The sequence below is a fragment of the Terrisporobacter othiniensis genome (genome assembly GCF_000808015.1).
GTDB classification, from domain to species: Bacteria; Bacillota; Clostridia; order Peptostreptococcales; family Peptostreptococcaceae; genus Terrisporobacter; species Terrisporobacter muris.
The window spans coordinates 41,708-59,711 of record NZ_JWHR01000079.1 but is presented as its reverse complement, the minus strand read 5'-3'; the positions used below and the strand labels follow the sequence as shown (position 1 = coordinate 59,711).

Sequence of the window (18,004 nt, the reverse complement as noted above, 5' to 3'; positions counted from 1 at the left end):
TGAGTATACATAACCTCTATTTTATAAGTAGTTTTTGTTATAATAATATATTATAACTAGAAAGGAATCATAAACCTTATGATTAGCTGTCAGGATTTATTAAACTTAGAAATATTTAAAAATATAAAACTACTAGCTGGTGAAAATGGCTTATATAAAACTATAACTTGGCCATATATCTGTCAATCTATAGATTTTTATAAATGGATAAACGGTGGAGAGTTGCTCTTCCTAACTGGAATGGGTATGGATTTAGACCATAATAAATTAGTCAATTTAATCTATAAATGTAGAGAAAAATCAATCTCTGGACTAGTAATTTTAACAAATAGTGAATTTATAAAAGATATTCCACCTCATATAATCGATTTATGTGACGAAATAGACTTACCCTTATTTAAAATGCCTTGGAATCTAAAAATTATAGATGTTAGCAAGTCAATTTCAAATTATATAATGGAAGAGAATTTTAAATCTAATACAGAAAAAGAACTTTTAAAAGAGCTTATCTTTACTAAAGATTTAAATATGAATAAAATTCACCAACTTATAAGAATCTATAATATCAAAAGTAGTAATATTTATTTTTCTTGTGTTTTCAAAAGTACTCATATGAATCTTGCTAACAATGATTATCTTATAGCTAAAATTAAAAATAAGATTGAATCAAGTTGCAATACCTTAATGCTTGATGTTTTAAATAATGAAATTATACTTATAGTTGGTGTGGATTCAGAGAATTTATACTCAGAAATTAAGTTTAATTTAAAGCATATTCATGAAAAATTAAATAAAGATAATAAACTATTTTTAATATTTGGTGATAGATATAAAAATTTACTTTCTATTAAAAATAGCTATAATGATGCTATTAAAGCCTATGAGCTTTATAAATATAATAACTGGAATGATAATTGTATTGACTATTCAACTCTAGGATTCTACAAGATTTTATTTGAGGTAAATTCTATAAATAAGCTGAGAGATTATAGTGAGGAAATTTTAAAACCTTTAATAGATATTAGTGAAGTCAGTAATTTAAACTTATTGAAAACCCTAAAATACTATTTAGCTAATGACTGTAATTTGTTAAAAACTTCCGATGAATTATTTATTCATAGAAATACATTGGTATATAGATTAAATAAAATAAAAGAAGTATTAAAAAATAATCTTGAAGATGCAAGATTCAAAAACGAATTGCTTAATGCACTTATGATAAGAGATTATTTACATTATGTAGATTATAAAAATAATAAACTTAAATATATTTAGGAGGATGCACATGACTTTAATGGCAAATATGACTTGGTATGAATTTAATGAAAGAAAAGATAAGGATGTTGTAATACTTCCAGTAGGTTCTGTTGAACAACACGGCCCTCACCTACCATTATTTACAGACACTATAATATCAGAAGGCTTTGCAAATCTTTTAGGTGATAAAGTTAATGGTATTGTTATGCCATCTATAAACTATGGATACAAATCACAACCTGCTTCTGGTGGCGGACCTTTATTTCCTGGAACAATAGATTTAAATGGAACAACTTTAATAAATTTAGTGAAAGATATTATTGAAGAACTTATCAGAGATGGCGTTCGTAAAATAGCACTAGTTAATTCTCATTTTGAAAATCAAGCTTTCTTATTGGAAGCAATAGATCTAGTAAGCAAAAACATGCCTGCCAATACCAAAATCATAATGATGAGCTGGTGGGATCTGATCACTCAAAATACTATTGATAAGATATTCGATGAAATCGAATTCCCTGGATGGGCATTGGAACATGCTGCTATTACTGAAACTTCTTTAATATTAAAATTTAAACCTGAGCTTGTTCATATGGATAAATTAATTGACGAAAAAATTGAAGAAGTTCCTACTTATCAAGTTTATCCTATTCCAAAAGATTTAGTTCCTAAGTCTGGACTTTTATCTATTGGTAGAACAAGTAGTGCTGCAAAGGGTGAACTGATTGTTGATGAAGCTTTAAGTAAAATGGTGGAGATTGTTAATAAAGAATTTATGTAATATGAAAAAAGTATGGAGCTTTTACGCTCCATACTTTTTATTTGTATTTATTTAATTACAATACTTCAATAGTTGATTCATTTATCCCCTCATCATTAAGCATTTCTTTAACTTTGTTTAATACCTCATTTTTATTAGCATTTTCTAACGTTTTTATGGATGCTGTCAATACATGAATTTCCCCATCCATAGTCCACATATTTAATTTTTCAACCTTTTCTATTTCATTTATTTCCATTAGATGTTCTTTTATTTCTTCATAAAGATCTTCGTCAGGCACCCTTTGCATTATAATCAAAATAGCTGTTTTTAAATTAAAATATATATTTCTTCCTATAATAATACATATTCCAAGAGAAAGAATAGGATCTAGAATATACCAATTTGTAAAATATATAACTATACTAACAACTAGCACAGCTATCCATCCTAGTAAATCCTCCATCAAATGCATTATAACTGTCTTATCTAAAATTTTTTTAGAACCTTTCATTCTAAATACTGATGCTCCATTTATAGCAATACCTATAAATGATAAAAGTAGCATGCCTTCTGCTTTTACAGGCATTGAATTTACCAAGGATTGCAATGCTTCACTAAATACAAATATTGTACATACTGAAAGCACTATGATATTAATAAAAGCTCCTATAAGTGAAATTCTCTTATATCCATAAGTATACTTTTCATTTGCACCTCTTTTGCCTACTTTTTCAAATACAAAGGATAATGCCAATGCTATACTGTCACCAAAATCATGTACTGCATCAGATAATATTGCTTTACTACCTGTAATAAGACCACCAACTAATTCTAATATTGAAAATCCAAAGTTCAGTAAAAATACCAATATTACATTACTTACTCCTTCACAATGATTATAATTATGTGAATGACTATGATTGTGTGCCATTTTATTCTCATCTCCTTATTTATATTTTATATGTTCTAATGCTCTGCTTAAAATATCTACAATGTGTTCATCGTCCAACGAGTAATAAACATTTTTTCCCTCTTTTCTACTTTTAACTTGTCTTTCAGCTTTTAATTTTTTTAATTGATGACTTACTGCTGACTTAGTCATATTAAGAACTACAGCTAAATCACAAACACATAATTCTTCCTGTGATAAAGCAGTTATTATTCTCATACGAGTATTATCACCTAGCACCTTAAACAAATTAGATAGCTTTGCTATATCTTCATTTGGTAGTGCATTTTCCTTAACTTTTTCTACTTTTTCTTTATCTATTGCAATGCAATCGCATATGTTGTTTTTTTCCATATTTTCCTCCTTATTAGCTGAGTAATTATTCAATTGTTATCTTCATAATAGTTGAACAAGCAATCAACTGTTAATAATTTTTACATAATTAGTGTGATTATTATATTACAATGTTATTCTTACAAAACCTCTTAAGTCTTTTCATATTTAAATTTATTATTTAATAAATTTAATAATAAAAGGAATTAGCAAACCTTAAAATTTAGCAATTCCATAAAAAAATAACCACTAAGTATCATAACTTAATGGTTATTTTTCATATATGTATTTTTATTTACATACGATTTATATTATTTATCTTCTCTAACTAAATATCTATTATTATCTTGATCTTTAAATTCAAACATTTTACCATATGGCATTATCATTAATTCTGCCACATCAACACTATTTGATTTCATTTCACTATAAGTACTTTCTATATCATTAGTACTTAATATTATATTTGGGTGAGATACATTTGCATTGGGATTTTGAGCTAGCATTAAATTCTTTTCATATATTACAAAAGAAGTAAACTCTTCATTACTAGGTCCAACTTCTAGCCATTTCATATTAGGTCCCATTGGTTGCTCTAATTTAACAACGAAGTTCATCTTTTTAGTCCAAAATTCTTTTGATTCCTAATCACCATAACTCTTCTTTATAAATTTTATTTTAATATATCTATTTATTAATAACTATATAGCTTGTCTTTTTCCAAAATATTTTATTAAACAAATTACAATCGGTATAGATATAAGAACTAAACTTATTAATACAGTTGAATATAATGTTGGGTTTCCGAAAATATCGTAAGTACTAGGGAATACAAACATATTTTCCACTTTAATAGCTTCTGCTATGTTTATTTCCTTAAAAACTTTAGATAAAGTCTCTATTGGGATAAGATCACCAATAAACTTTGGAATATGATACATTCCTAAACTTAATAAAATTGATATCATATTATTTTTTACTAATAGAGATATCAGCATAGTTACTAAAGCAAATAATCTTGAACCAATAAAACTAATCCCCAATTCTACCATATAGAAATCAATTATTCTCATATCAAAAGGTGTATATCTATAATATTTAAATAAATCCAGAGGCTTGTCCCAGCCTATAAAATCATACCTTAAAGCACTTATTAGATATATGCTGTGTATTATAATAAATATTAATCCACTTACTATTTTATTTTCAAATCGTTATAGTACTTTAAAAATATTGCTTCCCTTTGAAGATTTGTTAACTTTTCAACAGCTTCTTTTATTTTTATAGATTCCTCTTTTTTAGAGATTATATAAATAACATTTGATTTATCTTCTATTTCATGATTTTCTATATTATAATTCTCAATTCTTTGCTTATACGTTTTACTTTTAAAATTATCTTTTGTTGTATTTACTGCTATTTTTAATAGCCATTTTTTAAATTTTCCCTCTTCTAAATTGTATTTATCTATGTTTTGCATCATCTTTATAAATACATCTTGTGTTATGTCGTAGGCTATATCATAGTCATTTGTAGTTCTATATACATAACTATATACAAGGTCATAATGCCTTTTTCCCAACATTTCCATTGCACTTTCATTTCCTTTTAGTATCTTTTAGATTTTCATCAGTTTGCGCCAACATATCTCCCTACTTTCATTTATATAACGATTTAAATTTATAAAAGGTTTTATTTTTTATGTGCCTTTTCACTAATTTTTTTATTAAAAAATAAAAAGTACATCATTTGATGTACTTTTTATACTCCGAAAAAGTCCTACTTTATATAGTCTTGTAACAATCCTCGATTATTATATATGGTAACATAACCCTTATTTCTTAATTTATTTTTTCTTTTAAAACAATCTTAAAAGTGCTGCCTTTATTCACTTCACTAGAGACAGATATTTCACCATTGTGCAAGTCTATAATATGTTTTGTAATAGTTAAACCAAGCCCACTACCACCCTTAGCTTCAGACTTCTCATCTATAATCTGATTAAATCTATCGAATATAGAACTATGATATTTTTCATCTATACCAATGCCCGTATCCTTAATAATTATTTCAACTTGATTTCCTAAATCTTTTATAAGAACATCGATACGTCCTCCCTTAGGAGTAAACTTAGCTGCATTACTCATCAAGTTGACTATACATCTTTCGATTTCATATTTATCACATTGAATAATTTTTTCTTCCATATCAGGTTCTATAACAAGTTCTATATTTTTATTTTCTATATAATCCTTTAAACTTAATGCTGCCTCTTCTACTATATAAACGATATTTTCCTCTTTTATATCTATTTGATAATTTCCATGCTCCACTTTATTTGTATCAATAATATTATTTATTAATTTTAAAAGACGCTGAGAATTTCTCCTCACTATCTCCATATAATAGTTTATTTTTTCCCTTGATATTCCAGATTCCTTTTTATTTAAAGTTGTAATCAGCTGCTCTGTTGAAAATATTACATTTAAAGGAGTTCTAAGCTCATGAGATAAATTTACAAAATAGTTATTTTTATTTCTTTCTAACTGTATAACTTTATTTAGTAATTCATTGCTTTTTTCCATCTCGTCACTTAGCTCTTTGGTTCTTTCGCTTACTAATTTATCTAGCCTTTTTATCTTATGTTTTTGTGTATATATGAATAGAATTATTAATAAAAAATATACAAGATAAGCACCTTTGCTTAGCCAAATTGGTGGTTTTATAGTAAACTTCACGCTACTTTCTCCACTAATAACACCAGTGTTATTTCTTGCTTTTATTTTAATTTCATATTTACCTGGGGACAAATTATTATAGATTATTTCATTATTGTTAGTAAGGTGCCAATACTTATCTATCCCCTCTAATTTATATTGATATTGTATACCTTTTATATTTTTATAATTTGGTAAAAAGTAATTTATGCTAATGATATTTTCATTGTATTTAAATTCTAGATTATTAATATTATTATATATTTCGCCTTTTACAATAAATTGCTCAAATACTACCTTTGGTGAATATTCTCCCACTATTATCTCATCTGGATTAAATATGTTTAATCCATTAATACCTCCAAATAAAAATTCACCTTTGCTATTTTTATAATAGGAACCTCCATTAAATTCATTACTTTGAAGACCATCTTCTAAATATAAGTTTACAAATTTATCTTCATTAACATCAAATTTAGATATTCCATTATTAGTACTCATCCATAGATTTCCATGATTATCTATTAAAATTCCATAAATATTGTTATTTGATAAACCATCATCTTCTGTATAAGTTACAAGTTTATTTGTTTTCTTATCCAACTTGCATAACCCATCACTAGTACCAATCCACATGTATTTGTCATCCTCTGCTATAGTTCTAACAGATTTTGAATCTATTTTATCCTTAAATACTTTAACACTTTTATTCTTTGTATCTATTTTAATTAGATACCCTTCTAAAAATGTACCTATCCAATAGTTATCTTCTGCATCTTCATAAATAGTTTCTATATAGGTGTCATTCACGTTGTTATCACTAAGTATATATGAGAGATCTGTAACTTCATCTGTGTATGTGTTTAATACAAAAATACCTTCTGATGTGCCCATCCATAAATATTTTTTACTATCTAAATATAAGTATTTTATTCTCATTGAACTCAATATTTCATTGGAGTTGTAATCTTCTATTGTATTATTGTTTTTATCTATTTTATTAAGACCATTACTAGTTCCTGCCCATATGTATTTATCATATCCTGCAATATCATTGATTGTATTACTTACTAATCCATCATCTGTAGTAATATGTTGTATGGTTTCGCTATCTCTATCAATAATATTAATTCCTGTAGAGCTAGTACCTACCCACATAACCCCTTCTTTATCTTCATATATGCCATATACTGAATTTTCACTTAAAGAATTACTATCAAATGGATCATTTTTATAATGTTGAATTTTATTATTAGGATCAAATATACTGACTCCTTTATATGTTCCTACTAATATCAAACCGTTTTTATCTTCAATAATAGAAAATGTATTATTATCTACAATACTATATCTATCATAAGGTTTGTTAGTGTAAGTAATAAATTTATCTTCACTGTGTACATACTTAGATAAACCCTCGTTTGTACACACCCAAATAGTACCGTTGCTATCTTGCAATATATTTTTTACATAATTTCCACCTAAAGAATGTTCGTCATTCTTTATATTCTTATATACTGTAATTTCATTGTTCTCTATATTAATTTTATTAAGTCCTTCATCATAAGTTCCAACCCACAGATATCCATCTTTATCACTATAAATTTTGTAAATCCAGTTATCACTAATGGAGTTTTTCTCATCTGAACTGTATATTTTTTCTATTTTATTTGATTTAACATCTATCTTGTTTAAGCCATCTGTGGTTCCTATCCATATATCACCATTAATATCTTGGGCTATAGTATATATTGACTGATTAGTTATAACCTTATTTTTATATAAGATTCTGTTAAATTTATCATTTTCTTTATCATATAAGTTAAGTCCATCATTAGTTGCTACTAATATATTACCTTCTCTCGTAACTAAAATTTCACATACATTGTTATTAGATAAATTACCTTTATCCTTTTCAGTTGTATAGTTTGTTATGTTATCGTTTTTCGAGTTAATTTTACTTACTCCACCTGGTGTTCCTACCCATATGTTTCCTTCTTTGTCTTCTTTTATATCTATAATATAGTTACTGACTAAGCTATTTTGTGAGTTTTTGTTCTTCTTATATACTTTGAATTCATATCCATTATACCTGTTTAGACCGTCATTTGTTCCAAACCATAAATAGCCTTTGCTGTCTTGTAGCATGGTTTCTACAGTACTTTGAGATAATCCTTCTTCTATTGTTATGTTTTTGAAGTTTATGTTATCCATTGCATTTACTGTGTATATGCTAGTATTTATACATATTAATATTGTTATGATTCTTAATATATTTTTTATTACCCACATGCTATTTTTATTGTCCCTCTCTTATGTTTAGTTATTGTTTATCAAGGATAATTTTTTCTTAATGCTTAAATATTATACTATATATTTAGCTTCTTAACTACATTTTGGTTGTATATAAAAAAGGAATACTATATTTATCATATATAGTATCCCTTTTATTTTTATATTTATCTCTTCAATTGTATCCCCCATATGTTTTTACAATACAATTAATCCCTTGTAATATCTTTCCTTTTCTTACATCTAAAATGCGCATTCTATAAGGTTAATATTTCTATATTCTACAGCCATTGGTACAAATCTAACTCTATTACCTTCGCAAGCTATTCTAAATCCTTGAATACTTCTATTATCAGCTCTATCTACTACCATAAAGAAATTGCCAGGATTAAACCCTCTTCTCATTTCTATTCTAACAATTGCCATTCTTCTACAATTGTTTATAGTGAATTGACCACCGCCAGGTGATATGAATGGTTGAGGGTTTTGTCCTCCGCCAGGTGGTGTAAATGGCTGAGGAAATGATCCTCCACCAGGAAATATAAAAGGTGCAGCAGATGGCCCACCAGCAGGTGATATAAGAGGTGGATCGTCATCCATTTCTGAATTGTTATCACCTCCGCTATTGTCATATGGCTCATAAGTCTGGTACTCCTCTATAGGCATAACAGGCTCAAATAAACTAGCAACTTCTGTGTATTCACTTTTAATATCCATCTCAGGATATGCTTCCTGTACCTCTCTAAGATATACAGCCATAAACTTATAATAATTATCCCAATATTCTTGCCAATAATTTCTATCCATTGTTGATTCCCCTTTTTTGTGATATAAATAATGTTCTATATATCATATGTAAATATTGGGTAATGGTTCTTATTCATGTAATGTAAATCTATCATTATGTCTTCCTATATTCCTGTTGGTCATATAATAACAATGTTTTTTATTGCTACCTTTTAAGATTCATCAAAATCTCTATATAGACTATACTTATCCCCTGATACATAGTAAATTCTTTCAATATCATCTATATATAATGATTCAATGTCATCTTCATAAATAAAACTTACACCTATTCCACAATTGGAACTTATTTTTCTAGGAACTGGTGAAGTTTCATTTAAAATATTTTTTCTATTAAGTAATCTAGAAAACTTAATTGCCCCAGAATGAGTAAAAAATGTAATAAAATATTTCATTCTATTTTGCACCTACTACTAGAAAATCTTCTTCTAATTCTTTTATACTTACATTATAGCCCGCATGTTCCATATATCTTTTAACATTCATACAAGCCGTATTATTATCAACTAATATTTCAGCTCCAGAGGTATCTTCTTCCAATGCTTTTTTTGTTAAAAGAACTGGTTGTGGGCAAGAATAACCTCTTGCATCTACTTTTTTAGCCAACTTTAACATCCCCCTTCTCTTTAACTTTACTTCTTTCCAAACTAAAGTATGATATTAATCCAAGCACAACAAAGCATATTATAACTGCTATTTGTCCATTTGGAGTTGGACCTTCTGCAGATGCAGCCAACTTGAAGTTATGAGCAAACGCTCCTCCTACTAATAATCCCAGAATTGTCACAACAGAATCAACATTTCCTTCTCCAGCTAATATTAATTGTCTCATAGGGCAACCTCCTAAAAGAATAGACCCCCATCCAACTACTACCATACCTAAGAAGTTCCATAATCCATCATTATGTGCAATTGGCTGTTCTACAAATCCAGGGTTGAAAAATCCAAACATTAAATTTCCAACAAAAGCTGCCACTAACATTGCTAAAAATCCACATATTAAATAAGAATCCTTAAATAATATTAAATCCCTTATTCCTCCAGCCATACACAGTCTAGTTCTTTGGCATATAATCCCAACTGCTAGTCCTATTCCTAAAGCTAGAAAAGCTGGTGCATGCATTGAACCTGGTCCCTCTTGAGAAAATATTAATAATGTAGAAGATGTAATTAACATTACAAATAAAACTACATTTATAATTGGAAGTATGTACCCTTCCATCTTAGTTTGTTTATAATTTCTTTTTAATGAGAATCCCTTATTTAAAAATACAATTCCTATAGCAATACCTGCAACAAAACCTAATATACCAAATATTGCATTAAAATCTCCACCTGCTAATCTTAGTACCATTCTAGTAGGGCAACCTAAAAACATTAATGCACCTATCATGATCATAAAACCTAAGCAAAATCTAATAAAAGGTGAAGAACCTCCACGAGATGCAAATTCTTTTTTAGAAACGGCTATTATAAATGCTCCTAGTATCATTCCCATTATTTCTGGTCTTGCATATTGTACTACCGCTGCACCATGTAAGCCTAATGCTCCTGATATATCTCTTATGAAACATGCCACACAAATCCCCATATTCTTTGGATTCCCAAAATATACAGAAATTACTGCCAATAAACCTATAATAGCCCCTCCAACAATAATATTTCTTTTTTCTTTCATATACTCCCTCCTATAATCATATATATCATTTCAATTTCATAGTATCACGAAAGCAGTCAAAAGAAATGATTTTCCATCCATTATGCAAACTTTCAATATAGCTAATTCATTTATAGAAAAAAACTATAATCGATATCTATATAATGATGCTATATTAAACTTGAGATATAAAAATAGGAGGCTACCAATGAGAAAAATTTATTGTGATAACGGGGCTACATCTTACCCAAAAGCACCACAAGTTGGCGAATCTATGATTAATTATATAAACAACATTGGCTGTAATGTTAATCGTGGGGCTTATTCTTCTTCTTATGAAGCTGAAAATGCGGTCTATGAAACGAGAGAATTATTATGCGAACTATTTGATTTTGATAAACCAGAAAATGTAATATTCACTTCTAATATTACAACTAGTTTAAACATGGTTCTAAAGGGACTTCTATCAGAAGGGGATAATGTTATAGTCTCTTCTATGGAACATAATGCTGTTATGAGACCTTTAAGTTCTTTAATCAGAAAAGGTATTACAATGACTAAAATACCTTGTAATAATCTGGGCGAGATAGATGTGAAAAATGTTGAGTCATCTATAACAGAAAAAACAAAGGCTATTGTTATGACTCATTGCTCTAATGTTTGTGGTACATTACTCCCAATAGACGAAATTGGTCAAATATGTAAAAATCATAATATAATCTTCATAGTTGATAGTGCCCAAACTGCAGGAATAATAGATATAAGTATGAGAAAAAACAATATTGATATACTGTGTTTTACTGGTCACAAAGGTCTCCTTGGTCCACAAGGCATAGGTGGTTTTTTGATTAGAGATGAGATTGTCCCTTTAGTTGATCCTCTTATTGAAGGGGGAACTGGAAGTTTATCAGAACAGGAAGTTCAACCTATATACATGCCAGACAAATATGAAAGTGGAACTGCTAATATTCCTGCTATCTATGGTCTTAACTCTTCCTTAAAATACTTAATGGAAGTAGGAATTAAAAATATATATGAAAAAGAAATGTACTTAACAAAAGTATTTATAGATGCCATTTCAGATATTGACGAAATATTATTAATAGGAAAAAAAGATATGGAAAATAGAACTAGCGTAGTTAGTCTTGATTTTAAAAACTTAGATAATGGATTAGTGTGTCACCAGCTTGATAAATTTTATAATATTCAAACGAGAAGTGGCTTGCACTGTGCTCCTTCTGCCCATAAAACTCTCGGTACCTTTCCTAATGGAAGTGTAAGATTTAGTTTCGGACATTTTAATTCAGTAGACGATATTAATTATGTCATTGAATCATTAAAAAATATAATTAGTAGTAAGTCCGAGATTTAAATAGAGTTAAATTACAAAAGGACTTACATTTGTTAAGGTTTTCTTATACTTAGTAAGTCCTTTATATTTTATTAGTCGTAAAAAAATAAATGTTATATAACCTTAAGCGAATATAGCAAAAATTATAAATGTCATTATAAATATAGTACAAGCAGGTGGATCTATATGGCTATCACAATAGCTATTAAATGTCTTAGTAAAAAAGTCTCCTAATAACGAACATAGAATAGCAACTATTATTCCCACTATAGGATTTCCTGACAATACAAATGCATTTGCCGCTGGTAAAGTTATATGATGTGTTGTTGGTACTCCTGCTCCAAATTGTGCAAATATTAAAATTACTGCACTTATTGCAAAACATAGTATTGGATACGATCCTTTAACTGAATCTATAGGCACACCACTTTCTATTAATACGGCACCTGTATAACTTACTACAACACCTACTATTAAACCTAATACAATATTATAAATTAATTCATTACCTTTTGATATAAATTCTCTAGGTCCTTTATCTGTATATTTTCCTAATAATCCTGTTTTGCCCATGATTAATCTTGCTAATATACCAGATGTTGCAACAGTCATAGCTACTGTATCCGTTTGTAAGCCTATTACATTTGCATATAAATAGTTTATTAAATATCCTATTACTCCAAAAATTCCCCCTACAATAATAACAGAATAATCTCCTTTTGCATTTAAAGAAAATGTAATATCTGAACCATTAAACGTGTCTTCTTCAACCAGTGTAACTGTATCTCCACTTACTAATTGTCCTGTTTTTGAAGTCACACTTTTTCTACCGGCATAAGCAGCTGCAGCAACACCACCTGCAAATGCTATATGAGGTCCGAAAAAAGATCCAAACGCTAAGTTTCCTACTAATGCATCAGTTCCTCCAGCCAAAGCTATTCCAGCTCCCGCCAATGCTACAAATCCAGTCATAATAAATGCTGGTAATGCACCTAATGCTGCACCAAATGTTCCTCCTCCAAAAGCTGCAATTAAAGATAAAATGCTCATACTATTTCCCTCCATTATTAATAATATAATTATCTAAAAAATTAATATTTTTAAAATTTTATTTCGTCATTATTTCTCTAAGAGCATATTCACATACACATATGTCTTCTTCTACACTCCCACCACTTACTCCAATAGCTCCAACTACTTTACCTTTGTATATAAATGGTATTCCTCCTCCAAATATTACTAATCTATTGTTCGTATGCTGGATACCATATAATTCTCCTCCTGGTTTGCATAAATCTTTAAGATTGTCCGTTGGCATTTTTAAACTTGCTGCTGTGTATGCTTTATTTAAAGATATATCTATACTTGCAAGAAGGGAATCTTCCATTCTATGAACTAAAATTACATTTCCCCCATTATCTACTATTGAAATAACCACAGGTACTTTTATTTCTTTAGCTTTTTCTTCAGCAAATTCTGCTATTTTTTTAGCTGTTTGTAAATTAAGTTCCACACATGTATTATCCTCTATATTAAATTTTTCTTTATTTTTACAATCTAAGAATTCATTTTTAATTACTTTTCTTATTATAGATTCAATTTCTTTTATGTTTTCAGGCAAATTTATATCCTCCCTTAGCTTCAACCGAACATTTTACAATTTAATCAATATTTCTAAACTGTACAATTCATAGCTATTCCTAGAGGTGTTACTAAAAGTGGTTCTATAGGCTTTATAGTTTTCACTTTTATTTCTTTTTCAAATATTTTTTCGAATTCTTTGAAACAACAAGCCCCTCCTACCACGTATATCTCATGAACATCATAGTCTTCTATGTATTTCTTAACGATTGTAGCCATTTTTTCTACTACAGGTCTGATTATTGAAAATACTTCTTGTTCCTTACTTGCTTGTTTTTTTACTTCTTCCGCTTCCTCAAATGTTTTCTGTAAAGATCCAGCTAATACAAGAGTCATATGAGTACCTCCTGTAGCTTCATCTGCAGTAAATATAACTTTTCCATCTTTCAGTATGCTTATGCCTGTAGTTCCCCCTCCGACATCTACTACTACTCCTTCTTTTATATCAAGTGCATAAGAAGCTGCTGTTGGTTCATCAACTATATTCACAACTTCTAAATCAGCTGATTCTACTACATTTGCAATAGCTTTTATATTTCCTTTTGTTATTCCAGGAGGTATTGCAGTAGCTGCATAAGATAGTTTTTCTCCTATTATCTCTTCCACTTGTTCTTTTAACATTTTTACTATTCTTATGGCTCCCATATAGTCAACTACTATTCCATCTTTTACTACACTTGACCCATATGTTGCTCCTGCTATAGGATTATTATTTTCATCAACTACAGATAAAACAATATTAGCTGTACCTAAGTCAACTCCTACCTTTAATTTTCCTTCATATTTATTGCACCTTTTTTCTCTTATAAGACAAGAAAATTCTTCTAGTAATTGATTACTTTTATTTAAGCTCAAAATATCACCTATCCTCCCTCTTCTTTCAATAAATCAATATATTTTAAATCATACCTATTTTATTAATTTCTATATTTATTTTCCAAACATAATTTTATTATTTAATTATTTGTTTATTTATCCTCATGATGAATACAATTTACCCTTAAATCACCTTTTTCTCTAGGACATTTAGGATCTTTGCATAAGTTACATGTATATTTTTCCTTGGAATTATCTTCATTAGGATTATTTTCTTCTATATTATTTATCTCTTCTTCTTTAGTATTTTCATTTATTTCTATCTCTTTTATTTCTTTATTTGTTTCATCATCTTCTACTTCTTCTATCTCTTCATTTATGGTTTCAATCTCTTTTATATCATCATCTATGATTAATACATTTGTATCATCATCTGTGTTTTTATCTTTATCATCATATCCAACTGTATTATTATTTTTGATTAGGCATTCAATCCCCTCGCCAGGTCTTGGTATAATTTTTTTGCTATATACTTTTCCAACGTTACTTGATGCTTGTACTGCTGCTGTAACAGCACCAACATCCCCTTCTATTTTTATTACAACCATTCCATTTCCTTGACTTAGCTCATATCCAATCAGATTAACGTTTGCAGATTTTACACAAACATCTGCTAGTTCAATTGCACTAGAAAGACCAATTACTTCTATAATTCCTATTGATAACTGTGACATATACTGACCTCCTTCGATACTACATTATAAGCAAAAAGCTGGATTATAAACCCAGCCCTTTATAATATACATTTAGTATATTTGCAATAATATCTCTTTTATATCATCGCTACTTATATCTTTAGGTGTAGTAGGTAAACATCTATCTTTTAATGTATTTTCTACCATAATATTAATACTGTTTTGATAATCAGCCTGACTAATATTCATATCCCTTATTCTAAGTGGCATATTCATAGATATCATCATAGTTTTTATAATACGTTTTAATATCTCTACCGCTATTTTAGGATTTTCATCTATATTTACAAATTGTAGTTTGTATGAAAGTTTTGCATATTTTTTTAGTATCAGTTCATCTTTACAGTTATAATCTATAACACTATTTAGTAGCATAGCATTGGCAAGTCCATGTGGAATATGGAAAGTAGCACCTAATTGATGTGCTATACTATGATTTAATCCTAATCCAGCTATATTAAAAGACATTCCTGCAAGAGTAGATGCTTCCTGCATCATTTTTCTACTATCTAGATTATTTCCTTCTTCATAACATTTGACTAACGACTTTATTAATAGCTCTATTGATTTTTCTGACAATGCATCAGAAAATGCATTATTATTTTTAGATACATAAGCTTCTAGTGCATGAGTTAACACATCCATACCTGTATTTGCAGTAATAGCTTTTGGAACTGTTAATGTTAATGCCGGGTCTAAAAGAGCTACGTCTGGTAAAATGTCTTCTGACTCTATTATCTTTTTCACATTACTTTCTTTGTCTGTAATAACAGTTAAAGATGTAACTTCTGTTCCTGTACCACTAGTAGTTGGAACTGCTATAAATAAAGGTTGAGAAGTTAAATTTTCTAATTTAGTTAAATAAAGTATTGCTTTTGCAGTATCAATAGCAGATCCACCACCAAAACCAATTAAAATGGACGGTTTTTCTTTGCATATATGTTTAATTCCCTCAACAACTACTTCTGTAGAAGGATCTGGTACTACACCATCATATATATGTATTTCATTATTTGATTCTAAAATGTTTGTAAGATATGATACTGCTTTACTTTCTACTAAAAACTTATCACATACTATTAAAATTACTTGATTCTTAATTTCTTCAAGATATTTTATAGACTTGTCCCCACTATAAATTCTTGTTTTGACATATACATTTGACATTATATTTCTCTCCCTTGTGTTCTATCAATTATCTTATGCTGAATGAATCTGATACAACACATCTACGAATTCTACAGAAAGATTTTGGAGATGTTAATCCTTCACCTGTAGGTCCAGCTATTGTAAATGTTGAATGACCTTCTCCTCCTACACCTATTCCAGCATAAGAAGGGGCATTTTTAACAAATATTGTAGTCTCCATAATTTTTGACATCTTGCTTAATTTATCTATATTTTTAGAGTGCATAATTGCTGTATGTCTATTTCCATGTTCAGCTTCTTGTGCATATTCTATAGCTTTATCCACATCTTCAACTCTTACAATTGGTAAAATAGGCATCATCATTTCTTCTTGAACAAAAGTATGATCCTTATCAACTTCCATAATGATAGCTTTAATATTATCATCAACAGTTACACCTATTTTATCTAATATATACTTCGCACTTTTTCCTACAAAGTTAGTTTTTGGAGCTCCATTTTCTTTTGCAACAACACTTAAAAGTTGCTCTATTACTTTCTTGTCTTTAACTAAATAAGCGCCGTTTAACTTCATATTCTCAATTAAGCTATCGCAAATTGATGCTACTGCAAATACTTCTTTTTCTGCTATACAAGGAACGTTATTATCGAAGCTACATCCATCTATAATATCCTTAGCTGCTTTTCTGATGTCTGCAGTTTCATCTACAACAACAGGAGGATTTCCTGCCCCAGCTCCAATAGCTTTCTTTCCTGATGAAAGTACTTTTTTAACTATAGATGGTCCACCTGTTGCTACTAAAAAACGTACTTTTGGATTTTCAATCATTTTATTTGTATTTTCAATTGAAGGTTTTTCAACCATAGTTATAAGGTTTTTAGGTGCCCCTACTTCCTCTAATGCTTTGTTAAGTATTTTTATAATAGTTTGAGAAACCTTAGTAGCTCTTGGATGCGGACTAAATACTACTGTATTTCCTCCTGCTATCATACCTATAGAGTTACAAATAATAGTTTCTGTAGGATTTGTTGTAGGAGTTATAGCTCCAATAACACCAAATGGACAATACTCTACTAAAGTAAGACCATCATCTCCAGTTTTTACAGATGATATTAAATCTTCTGTACCAGGAGTTTTTTCAGCTGCTAATCTATTTTTTATTAACTTATGCTCATAACATCCTATCTCTGTTTCATCTACTGCTAACTTAGATATAAGCTCAAGATTTTCTTGATTTAATATAGCGCTTCTTATAGCATCTACATATTTTTGTCTATCTGATATTTTTGAAAATAATAGTTCTTTTTGTGCTACATATGATGCATCAATAGCTCCTTCTATAGTTTTAAAAACTCCATAATTATCTTCTATAGAATTTTTTTCTACTTCTTGAGTAATATTTTCAATTTTAATTTCTTTTAGTGCATCTGAAACCATTTTTTCAATTAATTTTACATCTATATCCATATTTACACCTTCCTTAAAGTTACCATTTCTGTCAATTCGAGATTATTACATC

At 28.8% G+C, this 18,004-nt stretch carries 18 protein-coding genes and 1 pseudogene; 3 read left to right on the top strand and 16 right to left on the bottom strand.

Annotated elements, in window-relative coordinates:
• Positions 1–78: 78 nt before the first annotated feature.
• On the top strand, positions 79–1,275 hold the full coding sequence (locus tag QX51_RS08870; RefSeq protein WP_039679546.1) for a PucR family transcriptional regulator: 1,197 nt from the start codon (positions 79–81) through the stop codon (positions 1,273–1,275).
• Between the two features lie 10 nt (positions 1,276–1,285).
• Positions 1,286–2,035 carry a creatininase gene (locus QX51_RS08865; RefSeq protein WP_242842715.1) on the top strand — a complete coding sequence of 250 codons (750 nt, stop codon included), beginning with the start codon at positions 1,286–1,288 and terminating at the stop codon, positions 2,033–2,035.
• A 55-nt stretch (positions 2,036–2,090) separates the two neighbouring features.
• Here QX51_RS08865 and QX51_RS08860 read toward each other — a convergent pair whose 3' ends face one another.
• From QX51_RS08860 to yedE, 10 genes and pseudogenes are all read right to left on the bottom strand, one after another.
• Positions 2,091–2,948 carry a cation diffusion facilitator family transporter gene (locus tag QX51_RS08860; RefSeq protein WP_039679544.1) on the bottom strand — a complete coding sequence of 286 codons (858 nt, stop codon included), beginning with the start codon at positions 2,946–2,948 and terminating at the stop codon, positions 2,091–2,093.
• A gap of 15 nt (positions 2,949–2,963) precedes the next feature.
• Positions 2,964–3,320: an ArsR/SmtB family transcription factor gene (locus QX51_RS08855; RefSeq protein WP_039679543.1), complete on the bottom strand. Its 357-nt coding sequence runs from the start codon at positions 3,318–3,320 to the stop codon at positions 2,964–2,966.
• 290 nt (positions 3,321–3,610) lie between these two features.
• Positions 3,611–3,931, bottom strand: a pseudogene (locus tag QX51_RS08850) (VOC family protein); the annotation flags it as partial.
• A 69-nt stretch (positions 3,932–4,000) separates the two neighbouring features.
• The gene (locus tag QX51_RS08845; RefSeq protein ID WP_141660809.1) at positions 4,001–4,372 is read right to left on the bottom strand and encodes a hypothetical protein; all 372 of its coding nucleotides are present in this window, start codon (positions 4,370–4,372) and stop codon (positions 4,001–4,003) included.
• A 122-nt stretch (positions 4,373–4,494) separates the two neighbouring features.
• Entirely contained in the window at positions 4,495–4,890 is a 396-nt protein-coding gene (locus QX51_RS08840) for an RNA polymerase sigma factor (RefSeq protein ID WP_052232967.1), read from the bottom strand.
• Between the two features lie 250 nt (positions 4,891–5,140).
• Positions 5,141–8,308: a ligand-binding sensor domain-containing protein gene (locus QX51_RS08835; RefSeq protein WP_039679541.1), complete on the bottom strand. Its 3,168-nt coding sequence runs from the start codon at positions 8,306–8,308 to the stop codon at positions 5,141–5,143.
• A 243-nt stretch (positions 8,309–8,551) separates the two neighbouring features.
• Positions 8,552–9,115, bottom strand: a complete 564-nt coding sequence (locus tag QX51_RS08830) for a hypothetical protein (RefSeq protein WP_039679540.1) — start codon at positions 9,113–9,115, stop codon at positions 8,552–8,554.
• Between the two features lie 152 nt (positions 9,116–9,267).
• Complete coding sequence (locus QX51_RS08825; protein ID WP_039679539.1) at positions 9,268–9,510, bottom strand: putative Se/S carrier protein; 243 nt, start codon at positions 9,508–9,510, stop codon at positions 9,268–9,270.
• A 1-nt stretch (position 9,511) separates the two neighbouring features.
• Positions 9,512–9,730 carry a sulfurtransferase TusA family protein gene (locus QX51_RS08820; protein WP_039679538.1) on the bottom strand — a complete coding sequence of 73 codons (219 nt, stop codon included), beginning with the start codon at positions 9,728–9,730 and terminating at the stop codon, positions 9,512–9,514.
• Positions 9,714–10,793 carry a YedE family putative selenium transporter gene (yedE, locus tag QX51_RS08815; protein ID WP_039679537.1) on the bottom strand — a complete coding sequence of 360 codons (1,080 nt, stop codon included), beginning with the start codon at positions 10,791–10,793 and terminating at the stop codon, positions 9,714–9,716. The genes QX51_RS08820 and yedE overlap by 17 nt, the downstream gene beginning before the upstream one ends.
• 187 nt (positions 10,794–10,980) lie before the next feature.
• Here yedE and QX51_RS08810 point away from each other — a divergent pair, with 187 nt between their 5' ends.
• Positions 10,981–12,144, top strand: coding sequence for an aminotransferase class V-fold PLP-dependent enzyme (locus QX51_RS08810; protein WP_039679536.1), 1,164 nt, complete (start codon positions 10,981–10,983; stop codon positions 12,142–12,144).
• A gap of 102 nt (positions 12,145–12,246) precedes the next feature.
• Here the strand turns inward: QX51_RS08810 and QX51_RS08805 are convergent, their stop codons facing one another.
• The 6 genes from QX51_RS08805 to QX51_RS08780 form a co-directional block, all read right to left on the bottom strand.
• On the bottom strand, positions 12,247–13,173 hold the full coding sequence (locus QX51_RS08805) for a DUF7973 family transport facilitator (protein ID WP_039679535.1): 927 nt from the start codon (positions 13,171–13,173) through the stop codon (positions 12,247–12,249).
• A 58-nt stretch (positions 13,174–13,231) separates the two neighbouring features.
• Entirely contained in the window at positions 13,232–13,744 is a 513-nt protein-coding gene (locus tag QX51_RS08800) for a GlcG/HbpS family heme-binding protein (protein ID WP_082007819.1), read from the bottom strand.
• A gap of 53 nt (positions 13,745–13,797) precedes the next feature.
• Complete coding sequence (eutJ, locus tag QX51_RS08795) at positions 13,798–14,619, bottom strand: ethanolamine utilization protein EutJ (protein ID WP_039679534.1); 822 nt, start codon at positions 14,617–14,619, stop codon at positions 13,798–13,800.
• 113 nt (positions 14,620–14,732) lie between these two features.
• Positions 14,733–15,314 (bottom strand): BMC domain-containing protein, encoded by a 582-nt coding sequence (locus tag QX51_RS21455; RefSeq protein WP_039679533.1) that lies wholly within the window; start codon positions 15,312–15,314, stop codon positions 14,733–14,735.
• Positions 15,315–15,386: 72 nt separating this feature from the next.
• Positions 15,387–16,502 carry a 1-propanol dehydrogenase PduQ gene (locus QX51_RS08785; protein WP_039679532.1) on the bottom strand — a complete coding sequence of 372 codons (1,116 nt, stop codon included), beginning with the start codon at positions 16,500–16,502 and terminating at the stop codon, positions 15,387–15,389.
• 28 nt (positions 16,503–16,530) lie between these two features.
• Entirely contained in the window at positions 16,531–17,946 is a 1,416-nt protein-coding gene (locus tag QX51_RS08780) for an aldehyde dehydrogenase family protein (RefSeq protein WP_334291544.1), read from the bottom strand.
• Positions 17,947–18,004: the final 58 nt, after the last annotated feature.

Excerpts from the sequence above, each read along its gene's own strand:
- QX51_RS08870 (WP_039679546.1), top strand. The coding sequence starts at position 79 with ATGATTAGCTGTCAGGATTTATTAAACTTAGAAATATTTAAAAATATA.
- QX51_RS08865 (WP_242842715.1), top strand. The coding sequence starts at position 1,286 with ATGACTTTAATGGCAAATATGACTTGGTATGAATTTAATGAAAGAAAA.
- QX51_RS08860 (WP_039679544.1), bottom strand. The coding sequence starts at position 2,948 with ATGGCACACAATCATAGTCATTCACATAATTATAATCATTGTGAAGGA.
- QX51_RS08855 (WP_039679543.1), bottom strand. The coding sequence starts at position 3,320 with ATGGAAAAAAACAACATATGCGATTGCATTGCAATAGATAAAGAAAAA.
- QX51_RS08845 (WP_141660809.1), bottom strand. The coding sequence starts at position 4,372 with ATGAGAATAATTGATTTCTATATGGTAGAATTGGGGATTAGTTTTATT.
- QX51_RS08840 (WP_052232967.1), bottom strand. The coding sequence starts at position 4,890 with ATGGAAATGTTGGGAAAAAGGCATTATGACCTTGTATATAGTTATGTA.
- QX51_RS08835 (WP_039679541.1), bottom strand. The coding sequence starts at position 8,308 with ATGTGGGTAATAAAAAATATATTAAGAATCATAACAATATTAATATGT.
- QX51_RS08830 (WP_039679540.1), bottom strand. The coding sequence starts at position 9,115 with ATGGATAGAAATTATTGGCAAGAATATTGGGATAATTATTATAAGTTT.
- QX51_RS08825 (WP_039679539.1), bottom strand. The coding sequence starts at position 9,510 with ATGAAATATTTTATTACATTTTTTACTCATTCTGGGGCAATTAAGTTT.
- QX51_RS08820 (WP_039679538.1), bottom strand. The coding sequence starts at position 9,730 with ATGTTAAAGTTGGCTAAAAAAGTAGATGCAAGAGGTTATTCTTGCCCA.
- yedE (WP_039679537.1), bottom strand. The coding sequence starts at position 10,793 with ATGAAAGAAAAAAGAAATATTATTGTTGGAGGGGCTATTATAGGTTTA.
- QX51_RS08810 (WP_039679536.1), top strand. The coding sequence starts at position 10,981 with ATGAGAAAAATTTATTGTGATAACGGGGCTACATCTTACCCAAAAGCA.
- QX51_RS08805 (WP_039679535.1), bottom strand. The coding sequence starts at position 13,173 with ATGAGCATTTTATCTTTAATTGCAGCTTTTGGAGGAGGAACATTTGGT.
- QX51_RS21455 (WP_039679533.1), bottom strand. The coding sequence starts at position 15,314 with ATGTCACAGTTATCAATAGGAATTATAGAAGTAATTGGTCTTTCTAGT.
- QX51_RS08785 (WP_039679532.1), bottom strand. The coding sequence starts at position 16,502 with ATGTCAAATGTATATGTCAAAACAAGAATTTATAGTGGGGACAAGTCT.